This is a genomic window from Lacibacter sp. H407, from assembly GCF_037892605.1.
GTDB lineage: Bacteria > Bacteroidota > Bacteroidia > Chitinophagales > Chitinophagaceae > Lacibacter.
In genome coordinates this window covers 2,113,199-2,129,302 of the sequence record NZ_JBBKTU010000001.1, presented here as the reverse complement: position 1 = coordinate 2,129,302, position 16,104 = coordinate 2,113,199, and the positions used below count along the sequence as shown (strand labels likewise).

At 41.2% G+C, this 16,104-nt stretch carries 11 protein-coding genes; 10 read left to right on the top strand and 1 reads right to left on the bottom strand.

Going from position 1 to position 16,104, the window contains the following annotated elements:
• The first annotated feature begins 112 nt into the window (after nucleotides 1–112).
• The 9 genes from WG989_RS09205 (at nucleotide 113) to WG989_RS09165 (ending at nucleotide 8,798) form a co-directional block, all read left to right on the top strand.
• Entirely contained in the window at nucleotides 113–2,464 is a 2,352-nt protein-coding gene (locus tag WG989_RS09205) for an NADP-dependent malic enzyme (RefSeq protein WP_340428892.1), read from the top strand.
• Between the two features lie 290 nt (nucleotides 2,465–2,754).
• Nucleotides 2,755–3,423 (top strand): MlaE family ABC transporter permease, encoded by a 669-nt coding sequence (locus tag WG989_RS09200; RefSeq protein WP_340428890.1) that lies wholly within the window; start codon nucleotides 2,755–2,757, stop codon nucleotides 3,421–3,423.
• 4 nt (nucleotides 3,424–3,427) lie between these two features.
• Nucleotides 3,428–4,237, top strand: a complete 810-nt coding sequence (locus WG989_RS09195; protein ID WP_340428887.1) for an ABC transporter ATP-binding protein — start codon at nucleotides 3,428–3,430, stop codon at nucleotides 4,235–4,237.
• Nucleotides 4,238–4,290: 53 nt separating this feature from the next.
• A complete protein-coding gene (locus WG989_RS09190) occupies nucleotides 4,291–5,124 on the top strand; it encodes a DUF4198 domain-containing protein (RefSeq protein WP_340428885.1) in 834 nt (277 codons plus the stop codon).
• Between the two features lie 140 nt (nucleotides 5,125–5,264).
• On the top strand, nucleotides 5,265–5,669 hold the full coding sequence (locus WG989_RS09185) for a hypothetical protein (protein WP_340428884.1): 405 nt from the start codon (nucleotides 5,265–5,267) through the stop codon (nucleotides 5,667–5,669).
• Nucleotides 5,670–6,000: 331 nt separating this feature from the next.
• The gene (gene sucD, locus WG989_RS09180; protein ID WP_340428882.1) at nucleotides 6,001–6,873 is read left to right on the top strand and encodes a succinate--CoA ligase subunit alpha; all 873 of its coding nucleotides are present in this window, start codon (nucleotides 6,001–6,003) and stop codon (nucleotides 6,871–6,873) included.
• A gap of 145 nt (nucleotides 6,874–7,018) precedes the next feature.
• Entirely contained in the window at nucleotides 7,019–7,591 is a 573-nt protein-coding gene (locus tag WG989_RS09175; protein WP_340428881.1) for a pentapeptide repeat-containing protein, read from the top strand.
• A 9-nt stretch (nucleotides 7,592–7,600) separates the two neighbouring features.
• Nucleotides 7,601–8,233 (top strand): class I SAM-dependent DNA methyltransferase, encoded by a 633-nt coding sequence (locus tag WG989_RS09170; protein WP_340428880.1) that lies wholly within the window; start codon nucleotides 7,601–7,603, stop codon nucleotides 8,231–8,233.
• A 16-nt stretch (nucleotides 8,234–8,249) separates the two neighbouring features.
• Nucleotides 8,250–8,798 (top strand): hypothetical protein, encoded by a 549-nt coding sequence (locus tag WG989_RS09165; protein WP_340428879.1) that lies wholly within the window; start codon nucleotides 8,250–8,252, stop codon nucleotides 8,796–8,798.
• Nucleotides 8,799–8,868: 70 nt separating this feature from the next.
• Here the strand turns inward: WG989_RS09165 and WG989_RS09160 are convergent, their stop codons facing one another.
• Nucleotides 8,869–9,624 carry a proline and serine-rich protein 1 family protein gene (locus WG989_RS09160; RefSeq protein WP_340428877.1) on the bottom strand — a complete coding sequence of 252 codons (756 nt, stop codon included), beginning with the start codon at nucleotides 9,622–9,624 and terminating at the stop codon, nucleotides 8,869–8,871.
• A 242-nt stretch (nucleotides 9,625–9,866) separates the two neighbouring features.
• Here WG989_RS09160 and WG989_RS09155 point away from each other — a divergent pair, with 242 nt between their 5' ends.
• Complete coding sequence (locus tag WG989_RS09155; RefSeq protein ID WP_340428875.1) at nucleotides 9,867–15,917, top strand: alpha-2-macroglobulin family protein; 6,051 nt, start codon at nucleotides 9,867–9,869, stop codon at nucleotides 15,915–15,917.
• The last annotated feature ends 187 nt before the right edge of the window (nucleotides 15,918–16,104 follow it).

The window sequence follows — 16,104 nt, the reverse complement described above, 5'->3', positions numbered from 1 at the left end:
GGTATAGCCGGATTCTTAACGTACAGGTAACTTATAAATCCACTTTTCATTCTTTTCGTACCTTGCCGCACTTAGCAAGGCTAAAAAACGATTGTTTGATTAACTATTACGTATGAACAAAGAAGAACTACGCCGGCAACAGGCATTGGAATATCATGCCAAAGGAAGACCGGGGAAAATTGAAGTAATTCCTACCAAAGAAGCCAAAACACAGCGTGATCTATCACTGGCATATTCGCCAGGTGTTGCGGTGCCCTGCATGGAAATTTTTAATAATCCCGAAGACGTTTACAAATACACAGCGAAGGGAAACCTGGTTGCTGTGATCAGTAACGGTACTGCCGTTTTGGGCTTGGGCGATATTGGCCCCGAAGCTGGTAAGCCGGTGATGGAAGGAAAAGGAGTACTCTTCAAGATCTTTGCAGACATTGATGTGTTTGATATTGAGATCAATGAAAAAGATCCGGAGAAATTCGTGCAGATCGTTAAAGCGCTTGAACCAACCTTTGGTGGTATCAATCTTGAAGACATTAAATCTCCCGAATGCTTTTACATTGAACAGCGGTTGAAAGAGGAAATGAAAATTCCGTTGATGCACGATGATCAGCATGGCACAGCCATCATCAGCGCTGCTGCTTTGTTGAACGCATTGGAAATACAAGGAAAGAAAATTGAAAAAGCAAAGTTCGTTGTAAATGGCGCAGGCGCTGCTGCTATGGCTTGTGTATTGTTATATGAAAGCTTGGGTGCCAAACACGAAAACTTTTTAATGTTCGATCGCAAAGGTGTGATCCATGATCAACGGGATGACCTTGATGAGAACAAGAAAAAATTTGCAGCCCATGTAAAACATCCTGACATGACATTGGCTGATGCCATCAAAAATGCGGATGTATTTATTGGTTTAAGCGTGGGCAATGTTATTACCGGTGAAATGGTGAAGAGCATGGCCAAGAAACCGATCGTGTTTGCTATGGCCAATCCTGATCCTGAGATCAGTTACGAAGAAGCAACAGCTGCTCGTGCTGATGTAATTATGGCAACAGGCCGCAGCGATTATCCCAACCAGGTGAATAATGTATTGGGCTTCCCGTACATTTTCCGTGGTGCATTGGATGTGCGTGCCACCAAGATCAACGAAGCCATGAAACTGGCGGCTGTAAAAGCATTAGCTGAATTAGCAAAAACGCCAGTACCGGATATCGTAAACATGGCGTACAACGAAAAGAATATTTCGTTTGGTGCAACTTATATTATTCCAAAACCACTTGATCCACGTTTGTTGAGTTATGTAGCTCCTGCTGTTGCAAAAGCGGCTATGGAAAGTGGCGTAGCACAGCACCCCATCACCGATTGGGAAAAGTATGAAGACATCCTCAATCATCGGTTAGGTATCGACAATCAATTGATGCGTGCAATTGGCAGCAAGGCACGCAAAGATCCCAAACGTGTGGTGTTTGTAGATGCCGAAAATGTGAAAGTGTTGAAAGCTGCACAATTGGCGTATGAAGAAGGAATCGCTTACCCGATACTGTTAGGTGATGAAAAAACGATTCGTGAAAAAGCAGACGCAAATGCGATTGATCTGGAAGGAATTCCTGTATTAGATCCAAAGAGCAAAGAGCAGGAAGAAATGCGCCAGAAGTTTGGTGAACAGTTTTTTCAGAAGCGCCAACGCAAAGGATTGAACCGTTACGAAGCGGCAAAAGCGATGAAAGAACGTACACATTTTGGCTGTATGATGGTGGAAACCGGCGAAGCAGATGCTATGATCAGCGGATTGAGTCGCAAGTATTCCGATACCATTCGTCCGGCATTACAAATTATTGGCAAAGATGAGAACGTTCGCAAAATTGCCGGTATGTACATCATGCTCACCAAGCGTGGACCGTTGTTCCTGGCTGATGCAACGGTCAACTTTAATCCACGTGCCGATGAACTGGCTGATATAACCCAACTCGTAGCAAAAGAAGTGCGTGCCTTTGGTATTACTCCACGTGTTGCTATGCTGAGCTATTCAAACTTTGGCAGCAGCGACAGCAGCGAGGCCAAGTTAGTAGCAAGAGCCAGAGAGATTGTGAAAGAGCGTGAGCCCAATCTTGTGTGCGATGGCGAAATACAACCGCTTGTGGCGTTCAACCGGGAAATATTAAAAGAAAATTATCCGTTCAGTGAATTGGTGAATGGCGAACCGAATGTGCTCATCTTCCCTAATCTTGCCAGCGGCAATATTGCCTACAACCTGTTGCAGGAAGTAGGAGATGCAGATGCCATTGGCCCGATTTTGTTGGGATTGAAAAAACCGGTGCACATTCTGCAGTTGGGAAGTTCAGTCCGCTCCATCTTTAACATGGTGCTCATTGCTGTAGTGGATGCACAAATGAAAAGCAAAGGCAACACACAGGAAACAGTAAAAAAATCACCGTGGTGGAAACGGTTTCGCAAGGTGAGCCATGAAATATAACTGGCAATAAGCAATTGCCAATAGGCAAATTATCAAAACAGTCAAATCTCAAGTTTGGGTTAACTTACAGTCCTGAACTTGAGATTTGCATTTTGAATTGTATCTTCAACGTCTGTAAATTTTATTGACTATTGACTATTGACTATTGACTATTGACTATTGACTATTGACTATTGACTATTGACTATTGACTATTGACTATTGACCATTGATATCACGCTATGGATTTTTTTACACACTTCGGCCGTTACCTTTTAATGATCAAAGGCATGTTTTCCAAACCGGAAAATATGCGCCTGTACTGGAAAGAGCTCATGCACCAATGCAACGAGATCGGTATCCGGTCGGTTGGTATTGTGGTCATCATTTCTGTATTTCTTGGAGCGGTAACAACGGTGCAAACGGCCTATCAGCTCATCACACCATTAATTCCAAAAACAGTTATTGCAGTAATTGTAAGAGATAATATCATTCTTGAATTAGCACCTACGCTTATTTGTGTGGTATTGGCAGGTGTTGTTGGTTCACGTATTGCTTCAGAGCTTGGCAACATGCGCATCAGCGAACAAATTGATGCGTTGGAAATTATGGGCATCAATACCAAAGCATACCTCATTATGCCAAAAATTATTGCCGCCTTATTGGTAGTTCCCTGTTTGGTTATTCTGGCGGCTGTGTTAGGTATCTGGGGTGGTAAAATGGCCGGCTCTATGTCGGGCATACTTCCTCCTGAAATTTATAACGATGGTTTGCTGGAAGATTTTATTCCATACAATGTATTTTTTGCGTTGAGTAAAACGTACACTTATGCGTTTATTATTTCCAGTATCCCGGCTTACTATGGTTATCATGTACAAGGTGGCTCATTGGAAATTGGAAGGGCCAGTACAAAATCAGTAATTGTAAGTTGTATTTTAATTTTATTGGCGGATTACGCATTGGCCGCTCTACTATTATAACAACATGATAGAGATCAAAAACATACACAAAGGCTTTGATGGCAAAACAGTAATTGAAGACGTATCAGCTTCGCTGGAAACGGGCAAATGCAATTTGATCATTGGCGCCAGCGGCAGCGGTAAAACGGTATTGATGAAATGTCTTGTTGGATTGTTTGAACCCGACAGTGGCGAAGTGTTGTACGATGGTGAAAGTATCACCAACATGAACGAAGAAGACAGGAAGCAATTACGTCAACAGATCGGCATGTTATTCCAGGGATCAGCATTATTTGATTCAATGACGGTGGAACAAAACGTAATGTTTCCGTTGGATATGTTCACCAAACTCAATCTCAAGCAGAAGCACGAAAAAGTAAATGAAGTGCTGGCAAGAGTAAACCTGACAGGCGCCAATGATAAATTTCCGGCAGAGATCAGTGGTGGTATGAAAAAGCGTGTAGGCATTGCACGTGCCATTGTATTGAATCCTAAGTTTTTGTTTTGTGATGAGCCGAACTCCGGTCTTGATCCCAAAACCTCGTTGGTCATTGATAAACTCATCAAAGAAATTACTATTGAATATGGCATGACGACGGTGGTGAATACACACGACATGAACAGTGTTATGGAAATTGGCGATAAAATTATTTTCATGCACAAGGGCCGTAAAGAATGGGAAGGCACCAACAAAGACATCATCTTCAGCAAGAATGAAGAATTGAATCAATTCATTTTTGCTTCCGACTTTTTACAGGATGCCAAAGACATGCGCATGCTCGAAGCCAAAGGAAAAATAAGCGACGACAGAGATATGGATAAACTGTTGAAGTAAACAGCCAAATCACTTGCGGGAGAGAAATAACAGAGCTTTTTTAATTGAATGATATGAAGTTAAAATACAAGCTTACTTATTTACTTATTTTACTTCTTCTTGCACCCGTACTTGCACATGAGTTTTGGCTGGAGCCGCAGCAATACATTTTTTCACGGGCCGAAGAGATCAATATCCGCTTCAGAGTTGGGGAAGCATTTACAGGCGACAACTGGAAAGGCAACCGTGATAAAGTGAATGAACTCAAATTATACTATGCCGATATTGTTGATGATCTGTCCGATGCATTAACGGAAGACGAAGGCGACTCACTTCAATTTTCCATACATGAAGAAGGAACGGCCATGGTTACGTTCAACAACATCAATTCGTTTATTGAACTGGAGGCAGAAAAATTCAATGCATACTTGGCTGAAGATGGTTTGCAATCAGCTATTGATTACCGTAAGCAACAAAACGAAACGGATTCCATGGGCCGTGAGTTATACCAACGTTCTGTAAAAACCATTGTGCAGGTTGGAACTTTAAAAACAGCCGTATATAAAAAGCAAACCAATCTACCGATCGATATTATTCCCCTCTCCCATCCCTATCAATTAAAAGATGGCGACACGCTCACTGTAAAAATTTTATTCAAAGGTGAGCCCTTGCAGAATACCAAAATCCGTACCTGGCATAAACTGCCAGGCACTGTAACCGATATTTCGATGATGAGTAATGAAAAAGGTGAGATCAGTTTTCCTGTAACTACAAGCGGCGAATGGATGGTAAGCTGTGTTACTATGATTCGCCTTACCGATGATCCCCATGCTCAATGGCAAAGCTATTGGGGAAGTGTAACCTGGGGTTATACAGGAAAGAATAAGAGTACGTCGGTGGCAAGATAATTTTTGATTGCAGATATGCGATTGTAGATTTTCAATGATCAAGCGTTTCAAATAGTCAATCAAGTTACTTTAACAAGCATTTACACTCCCAAATAAACCAATGGCATAAAGTATGAGGTGATATAAGAAACACTTTGCTTATGCTAAAACTATACGCTATACTTCTTTTAATTCTTAGCTCCTGTGCAACAAAGATCAGTTACGTTGGTGCAAAAACAAACCCGGTTGCTGCAACCGATGTATTCGTAACTGAAACGAATATTCAACGACCTTATAAAATAATGGGTAAGGGATTTGTAAAGCCTGGCAGCTTTGATCGAAACTTTGAAGAAACCATGCAGCGCAAATCAGTGAAGCAAGCAAAAAAGATTGGTGCAGATGCAGTGTTGTTTCTTGACTACGCTGTTCAACATCCTGTTGGAACAATCAGCTCAGTAATCAGAACCGATTCTATTGCCAATGGCAGTTATAGTGTTGGACAAACAACACTTGCCCCAACTATTTCATACGGATTTACAATTCTCTTTTTGAAGTATCTCGACTGAAATTACCGGATGACAGGAAGGCAAAAAAGCTTCAGCATAAAATGAGTTTTTATTCCAACCTTTCGGGGTTTAGATTTTTTTGTACCACATTTATGCTACCATCCCTTAGGGATTTTAAAACTTCGAAGATGTAACAGAAATCGCTGATCTATCTAATCTAATGCTGACGGGCTGCCGGATTGAAGCGGCACCGCAGCGAAGCGGAGGTATAGCGAAAAGCCGGAACAATTGTTCGTTTTTGTACTGCCGTTAAAAGCCCCAAATCTTACGGTTTAATTCCAAAATCCTAAAGCATCATCCCTTATCTTTGCGGCCTACTAAAGTATTTCACATGAGCATCCTCGTTAATAAAAATTCTAAAGTAATTGTGCAGGGTTTTACGGGAACAGAAGGCACGTTCCATGCAACACAAATGATCGAATACGGTACCAACCTCGTTGGTGGTGTTACACCGGGAAAAGGTGGTACAACCCATCTCGATCGTCCGGTGTTTAATACAGTAGAAGAAGCTGTACAAAAAGCAGGTGCGAATGTGAGTATCATTTTTGTACCACCGGCATTTGCTGCTGATGCAATTATGGAAGCTGCGAATGCAGGTATTGAACTGGTGGTTTGTATTACGGAAGGTATTCCCGTGCAGGACATGGTGAAAGCAAAAAACTATTTAGTTGGAACGAATACACGTTTGATCGGGCCAAACTGTCCGGGTGTAATTACAGCTGGTGAATGTAAAGTAGGTATCATGCCGGGCTTTGTATTTATCCCTGGCCGTATTGGTATTGTATCAAAAAGCGGAACGCTTACTTACGAAGCTGCTGACCAGGTTGCAAAAGCCGGCTTGGGCGTGAGCACTGCGGTTGGTATTGGTGGTGATCCTATCATTGGCACTACCACCAAAGAAGCATTGGAATTATTTATGAACGATGAGAATACAGATGCAGTTGTAATGATCGGTGAAATTGGTGGTGGTATGGAAGCTGAAGCTGCACGTTGGTACAAAGAGAATGCAAAGAAACCGGTTGTTGGTTTTATTGCCGGACAAACAGCGCCTCCCGGTCGTCGTATGGGACATGCGGGTGCAATCATTGGTGGTGCTGAAGATACGGCTGCTGCAAAAATGCAGATCATGACGGAGTGTGGTATTCATGTAGTAGCAAGTCCTGCTGACATTGGTAAAACAATGGCGGCGGTGTTGAAGAAATAATCGGAAGCAGATGTGTTTGTTCACCAGCAAGGTAACTGACACATAAGTATATTTTATAGCCCCGCAATGCGGGGCTTCTTTTTAGTAGTAACAGCACTGAGACAGACCTGAAAAGAGAACGATAAACTTTTATTACTTTAGTTTCATGGAAAGAGCGTACGAAGAAGACAAGCAGTTTGAAGGCGTTGATTATACCATCAAAAAATTACCCGTTGGTGATTACGAGAACTGCCACTTTACCAATTGCAATTTTGCAGAAACCGATCTTTCAAAGATCACCTTCATCGATTGTGTATTTGATAACTGCAACCTGAGCGCAGCAAATATCAACGGTACTTCTTTCCAGGAAACAAAATTTGTGAATTGCAAATTACTGGGATTGCATTTTGAAAACTGTAACAGCTTTTTGTTTACGGTACAGTTCGATCATTGCCTGCTCAACCTGTCGGGATTTTTTAAAATGAATTTGAAAGCATTTCAATTTATCCATTGCAGTTTACAGGAAGTTGATTTTACAGAAGCTGATCTTTCAGGTGCAGTTTTTCATGAATGTAATTTATTGGGAGCCATGTTTGACCAAACCAATCTTGAAAAAGCCGATCTGCGAACCGCCATTAATTTCTCTATCGACCCAGAACTAAACAAACTGAAAAAAGCAAAGTTTTCAATGACAGGATTGATCGGCCTGTTACACAAGTATGATCTTACAGTTTCATAAATCATTTATATGAACGAAGTACAACAAGCCTACAACAGTTGGGCGCAACAATACGACAGTAACGAAAATAAAACACGTGATCTGGAAGCAAAATCATTGCGGGAGACGTTAGCACCGCTCACATTTGCACATTGTTTGGAAATTGGTTGCGGCACCGGCAAGAATACGGTATGGCTTTTAGAAAAAGCAGCAACTGTTACGGCTGTTGATTTGAGTGAAGAAATGCTGAGCAAAGCAAAAGAGAAGATTACCGGATCTAATGTCAGCTTCGTACAGGCTGATATTATGCAGCCATGGACATTCGCCACCAAAGCCTACGATCTGGTTGGCTTTAGTTTGATTTTAGAGCATATCGAAGAACTGCAACCGGTGTTTGCAAAAGTTGCTGCTGTGTTGAAATCCGGCGGTTATCTCTACATCAGCGAATTGCACCCTTTCAAACAATACAACGGCAGTAAAGCAAGATTTGAAACAGCCAATGGAACACAGGTTGTAACCTGCTTTAATCATCACATTAGCGATTTTATAAATGCCGCAAAAACAACAGGTTTCGAATTAATTACACTTACAGAATATTTTGATGATGTTGACTCTAATAATCTTCCAAGATTGCTGACATTACTCTTTACCAAAAAACCTTAGCTGCAAAGGCTTGAATTTGGCAAAAATAATTTCTATCTTTTATAAAACTATTTCAATGCCACGGCTCCTGCTCATTCTTACATGTACTCTTCTGCTTCATTCAGCAACCCAAGCACAAACTTTCTGCTACTCGTCTTCTTTAATTGTAACTGAGCCTGTGAATGGCATGATTAAACAGCCACAATTAAAAAAACCGACATTCAAAGAGGTTCTTCTTAAAAAAATACTAGACCGTAAAATCAGGAAAGCAGCAGATGACGACAAAGCAAAACGTTTGGTTAACAAACTTGGCATCATGTCGCTGGTAGCAAGCATAGCGGCACCTCTTATACTAATCCTTTTGTGGGCTATCGGAAATTATGCGATCGTTCAGGTACTATTTATTCTTGCATTGGCCCTCATGGTCACTGCAACCATAACAGGAATCATCAGTCTTTTAAAAAGAAAAAAACTTGCCGATAAAAAAGGCACTCACAATATTCCGGCTATTCTGGGTATTATTTTTGGTGGAGGTTTGCTTCTGCTGCTTATTCTCATAGCAGCAACTTTTTCATTCAACTATTAAATAAGAAATCCCCCGGAATTGCCAGGGGATTCTTGTAATAGATGCTTCTGCTTAGTAAGTTTCAACAGGGTTAATCTCTGTACGTAGAAATATATCGTGTAAGTTCTGTTTTGCTGCTTCCGAAGTTAAAGACGTCGTTCACTACAAAATAGTTGCCTCTGTCGGAAGTATATCTGTAAGCGAACTTTGCCAACTCTAATCTTGCATTTTCAAAGCTGATGAGATAAGCCAGTTCACGCACCTGTTGTGCTGTAACACGGTTGTTGGGCAATATTGACCGCAGCAGATCCATTTTGTTTTTATCGAAGCTTTCACGTTCAATAGATTGTTTCAGCTGTTGAAAACGTTCATAGTTCATCGGTTGTCCCCAACTGTTGTTGTTGTCACGATTCCAATTATCATTGTCCCTGTTCCAGTTATCATTGTTACGATCGTTGTTCCAGTCATTGTCGCTCCAGGTATCATCATAACGATTATCCATGCGTTGCTCATCTGTAAATACTTTACCGAAACGGTTGATCACAATATCGGTATGTGTTCCCCTGCGGAGATTCACATTGCCGTTGTAGATCATTTCATCACGGTTGTTTCTGAATACACCTCGTCCTTGCTTTTGATTGATCCTGTAGATCTGGATGCGGTGATTACCCGGGCTGAGATTGCTGATACGGTACTCTTTGTTGGCCTGTTGTACCTGACGTCCATCGATCAGTACCCGGATGGGTGTGTTGCTCATGCTGGAAATACTCAACCTTGCTTCGTTGAGGTTGGCAAATGTTGCAGCACTTAAAAAGAGAAGAGAAATGAGGGTAAAAATTTTCTTCATAGAAACCTCCTTTGTTTTATTTAACTGATAGATGCCAAACAAAATGCCACGGCAATAAAAAAGCTGATAAAGATTCGTTAAAGGATTTTTGGTATCGGGACATCGCAGACGTCAGATACCTTGATTGGTGTACGTTAAAATGTCTGACGTCTTCGACGTCCTGACACTTCTTTATGCAATAACCTGTTTCTTTGCATCAAAGCATCACAGTAATTTTTTACCTTACATAAAATGAAACGCACATGTTGCTGAAACGTATTTTACTTGTTAACCTTTTTCTACTTTCATTCACAAGCATGTTACAGGCTCAAAATAAGTTCAACTATACAGCTGCCTGGAAAAAGGTAGATGATCTTGTTACAAAAAAAGGATTGACCGAGTCTGCATTGAAAGATGTGCAGCTGATCTATACTGCTGCAAAAAAGGAGAAGAACAACGGACAATTATTAAAAGCACTTCTCTTTCGTTTAAGTCTCCAACAAATGAAAGAAGAAGATGCAGATATCAAAACCATCAACGACATTGAAAAAGAAATCAGCACTGCTGCTGAACCGTTGAAATCAGTGCTCACCAATTATGCAGCAGAAGCATACTGGCAATACTTTCAGAATAACCGCTGGAAATTTTACGACCGCACCAATACTGTTGGTTATAAAAAAGACGATGTAAGCACATGGACCATTGATGATCTGCATAAAAAGATCAGCAGCTACTATCTTGCTTCGCTTCAAAACAAAAAAATCTTACAACAAACCAGGCTGGATGCATACGAGCCCGTGATCAACAAAGGCAATGCACGTCACCTGCGACCAACTTTATATGATCTCCTCGCACACCGTGCCATTGATTATTTTCAAAACGATGAACGCAGCATTACAAAACCTGCTGAAGCATTTGAATTGAATATGGCAGCAGCATACGATCCTGCTGCAGATTTTGTAACACGCAAATTTCCAACGAGCGATTCCATGTCGCTTACACAAAAGGCTTTACTGCTTTACCAGGAACTGATTCGCTTTCATCTCACTGATAAAAAAGCAGATGCCTTGATGGATGTTGACTTGTTGCGTTTGCAATTTGTACACCGCTATTCAACCCATGAAAATAAAACAGCGTTGTACAGGATGTCGTTGAATCATTTGCTTCATCAATACAATCAGCAACCCATCGTTTCGCAAGCTGCTTTTTTGCTGGCAAGAGACTATGCTGATTATGCTGCTACGTACGATTTTAAAAAACATAAAACAAACGATTCACTCAACCCACGCTATTATTATCAAAAGGCTATTGCGATCTGCAAACAGGTAATTGCACAAACTACTTTAACGGAAGGCAGAGCAAACTGTAACAACCTGTTACAGGAAATCGAATCAAAATCAATTTCTGTTACATCTGAAAAAGTAAATATTCCTAATAAACCTTTCCGCTCCTTGTTGCAATACCGCAACACTCCAAAAGCATGGTTTCGCATCATAAAGATTGATCCGAAAGCGTGGACCGATATGGAGAACCAACGTTGGGAAGATGCGTATTGGAAAAAATTAACCGCTTTACAACCTGCAACTTCATTCGCTTACAATCTGCCCGCAACAGACGATCTGCAAACTCATAGCACCGAAATAAAAGTAAACAGTTTACCGGTTGGCAGCTATTTGTTATTGGTGAGTGCTGATGAAAAATTCACACTTTCCAAAAATGTATTGGCGGTGCAGTTTTTTCATGTGAGCAATATTGCATGGATGAATAATGGAAATGCATTTTTTGTAGTGAATCGTGAAAGCGGTCAACCATTGCCGAAAGCCAACATCACATTGTGGGAGCAATCGTACAACTATGACCAGCGGAAAAATGTGGCGGTGAAAGCAGACAGCTATTCAACTGATGCCAATGGATTTTTCCGCATAACAAAAGCACCGGACAAAAATGCATACAACCGAACGATTGAAGTGACGTATCAAAATGATCAGCTTCATCTCGACGACCGTGCATACGCTTACGTGTATCGTGGTGAAAAAGAACCCATTGATGAAACAAAAACACGCCGTACATTTTTCTTTACAGATCGTTCGATTTACCGTCCCGGTCAAACATTGTACTTCAAAGGAATTGTTACAGCAAAAGATGCTGCAACCGGAAAACCTAAAACGGTTGTTGGTTTAAAAACAACGATTACACTGTATGATGCCAATCATCAGAAAGTTGATTCCATCAACGTAAGCAGCAGTGAGTATGGTTCTTATTCGGGAACCTTTGTATTACCTGTTGGCCGCATGACCGGTACTTATTATTTACAGGAATCTGCAACAGGTGGCTCAGTATATGTTTCAGTAGAAGAATATAAGCGACCGAAATTTTTTGTAGAATATCAACCCATCAAACAAAGCTTCCGTGTAAACGATCAAATTGTTGTTACCGGAAATGCAAAAGCCTATGCAGGCAATAATGTAGATGGCGCAAAAGTAAAATACCGTGTTGTTCGTCAGCCCCGACTCTTGTATCCATGGCTTAGCTGGAAATGGGGATGGCCGGTGATGCAGGAACAGGAAATTACACATGGCGAAATAACCAGTAAAGCAGACGGCAGTTTTGAAATTTCGTTTACAGCTATTCCTGACAAACAGGTACGTAAGGAATTAGAACCTGTGTTTGATTACAGGATCATTTCTGATGTAACTGACTTGAATGGTGAAACAAGAACCGGTGAAACAACCATAACGGTTGGTTATACTTCACTACAGCTACAAATCAGCTTACCGAAAGGTGAATTGCAAACAACAACGCAATTCAACAGCATCAATCTGCTTACACAAAACATGATGGGTGAGTTTGTGAAAAGCAGCGTTACAGTTCGCATGTATCAACTCAATGCACCCGACAGGTTAATACGGGATCGTTATTGGGAACAGCCTGATCAATTCATTATGAACGAAAAAGAGTACCGTGCTGATTTTCCCAACGATGAATACAACAATGAAACAGAGAAAGAGAGTTGGGAGAAAGGGAAACTGGTTTATGAGAAGAAGGATAGCTCGGGCAGCAATGGGCAATGGGGAATAGACAATAAGCAATTGCAGCCCGGTTGGTATATAATAGAAGCGTCTACAACTGATAAAGATGGCAAGGAAGTAAAGAACCAAACCTATGTACAGTTAACGGATGAAAAAACAAACCGTCTTTCATCGCCGGAATATGTTTGGCAATTGCCGTCAGCCGTTACAGCAGAGCCTGGCACTAAAGCCACTATAGGCTTTGGCAGCAGCGCCAGTGATGTGTATGTGGTGCAGATCGATCCCAATACCGAAAACAAAAATCCTGTTTACCATCAGCTCACGAATGAACAGAAACAATTCAATGTTCCGGTAAGTGAAGAGCAGCGTGGTGGATTTGGTTTTGCATATTCGTTTGTAAAACACAATCGCTTTTACAGTTTTACAAGATATGTTGGTGTACCATGGACCAACAAAGAACTCAAGATCAGTTATGAAACTTTCCGTGATAAAACATTACCGGGTAGTGAAGAACAATGGAAGATCAAGATCAGTGGTTACAAAGGCGATAAAGTAGCAGCGGAATTATTGGCGAGTATGTACGATGCATCATTGGATCAATTCAAAGCACATCAATTGAGCAAGCCTGATTTGTTTCCTGTGAACTATTTGCAGAGTAATTGGAATGGTGGCGGGTTTACAACAATCAATACATGGGAAAAGAGATGGGAAAAAGAATCTTTGATCTCGTTTGAGAAGGAGTATGATGAATTAAACTCGTTTGATATCGAATATGACAATCCACGTCATATGAAAATGAAGACAGAGGCGGTTGCGTTAGCAGCTCCGGCGCCAATGCAAGATGACGCACTCAATGAAGTTGTTGTTACCGGAGTGGCAGATTCAACTTCTATGACAAAAGAAGAAGAAAAAAAATCAGTAACAGAAAGCGGAGATATTCAAGTCCGCAAAAATTTTAATGAAACCGCCTTCTTCTTCCCCGATCTCAAAACAGATGCGGAAGGAAATATTACGTTCAGCTTTACCATGCCTGAATCGCTAACCAAATGGAAGGCACAGTTGCTGGCACATACTAAAGATCTGTCGCTGGGATTGAGTGAACAAAGCATCATCACACAAAAAGATCTGATGGTACAACCATTTGCACCACGCTTTTTACGTGAAGGTGATCGTTTTGAATTTACTGCCAAGATCAGCAACCTGACCGATAAAGAAATTACCGGTACCAGCAATCTTGAATTGCTGAACACATCCACCATGCAATCAGTTGATGGATGGTTTCAGAATACATTTTCGGTACAACACTTTACTGTGGGCGCCAATCAAAGTACCGTAGTGAAATTCCGTACAGAAGTGCCTTATAATTTCAATGAAGCACTTACCTATCGCATTACAGCAAAAGCTGACAATAAAACTGATGGTGAAGAAGCAACATTACCTGTCCTTACGAATCGTATGCTGGTAACAGAATCGCTTCCATTAAATATGCGTGGTGATGGCACAAAGAATTTTACATTCAGCAAATTACTCAACTCCGAACAATCGGAAAGCTTAACGCATCATCGTTTTACCATTGAGTTTACAAGTAATCCTGTTTGGTATGCAGTACAGGCTTTGCCTTACTTAATGGAATATCCATACGACTGTGCCGAGCAAACATGGAACAGGTTTTATGCAAATGCATTGGCATCACATATCACCAATAAACTTCCACGTATTAAGCAGGTAATGGAACATTGGAAATTGAAAGACACGGCTGCTTTGATGAGCAACCTGCAAAAGAATGAAGAATTGAAAGCGGCATTACTGCAGGAAACACCGTGGGTATTACAGGCAAAGAACGAAGAGCAACAAAAGAAAAACATTGCTTTGCTGTTTGACATGGTGAAGATGAATAGTGAACTCAGCAAAACACTTGCGCAGTTGCAACAAATGCAATCATCGAACGGTGGATTTGTATGGTTCAAAGGCGGGCCTGATGATCGTTATATTACACAATACATTGTAACAGGGATTGGCCATTTGAAAAAGCTCAATGCATTGCCAGCAGAACAGGAAAAAGCAATTAATCAAATTGTAACAAAGGCCCTCACCTATCTTGACAAAAAACTGAAAGAAGATTATGACCAACTGTTGAAATACAAAACACCGTTAAAGAATCAAAACATCAGTTCGATCCAGATCCAGTATTTGTACATGCGTAGCTTCTTTCCTGAAACGGTGCAAACAAAAGGAACGGAAGTGGCATATAAATATTACTATGGTCAAAGTCAGCAGTTCTGGATAAAACAAAGCCGTTACATGCAGGGAATGATCGCTCTGGCATTGCATCGCAGTAGCGATGTAAAAACAGCAACAGCCATTGTAAAATCGCTGAAAGAAAATGCATTGACGAGTGAAGAGATGGGTATGTACTGGAAAGAATTCAATGCCGGTTATTACTGGTACCAGGCGCCGGTACAATCGCAGGCCTTGATGATCGAAGTATTTAATGATATCAGCAAGGATCAACAAACCGTTGCCGATTTGAAAACATGGTTGCTCAAACAAAAGCAAACACAAAACTGGAGAACAACCATCGCCACTGCTGAAGCCTGTTATGCATTGCTCTTGCAAGGCGGCTCATGGATCGCTGCAGAGCCTGTTGTTGAGATCAAAGCAGGCAATCAGTTGTTCAGTACATCAACTGAAAAAACAGAAGCAGGTACAGGTTATTTCAAACGCAGTATTGATGGCAATTTCGTACAACCTTCGTTTGGAAATATCAATGTGAGTGTCAGCAAATCAAATGGGCAACAGAGTTGGGGTGCGGCTTACTGGCAGTATTTTGAAAATTTAGATAAGATCACTTCAGCAGAAACTCCATTGAAATTGCAGAAGAAATATTTTGTTGAACGCAATACAGCCAACGGACCGGTACTTACTCCGGTAAATGAAGGCGACGAATTAAAAGTGGGTGACAAAATAAAAGTGCGTATTGAATTACGGGTTGATCGCAGCATGGAATATGTGCACATGAAAGATATGCGCCCAAGCTGTATGGAGCCGGTGAATGTTATCAGCCAATACAAATGGCAAGGCGGACTTGGCTATTATGAAACCACCAAAGATGCCAGCACCAATTTCTTCTTTAGTTGGTTAAACAAAGGCACTTACGTATTCGAATACCCGCTGTTTATTACCCATGCCGGCAACTACAGCAGTGGTATTACAAGTATTCAATGTATGTATGCTCCTGAATTCACGAGTCATAGCGAAGGAGTGAGAGTGAAAGTGAATGAATGATGAGTAACGAGTGATGAGTATAGGAAACGGGCAGCTTCGCTGCCCGTTTCCATTTTATGCTAGATGGGAAATACAGATATACCAGCCATCCACCGCTCATCCATTCCGTTCGGTGGACATGCCGATGCTGCTTATCTTTAAAGCATCAGCATGAGAAGCCGGGCATTACTGTCTCTTCTCCATTATT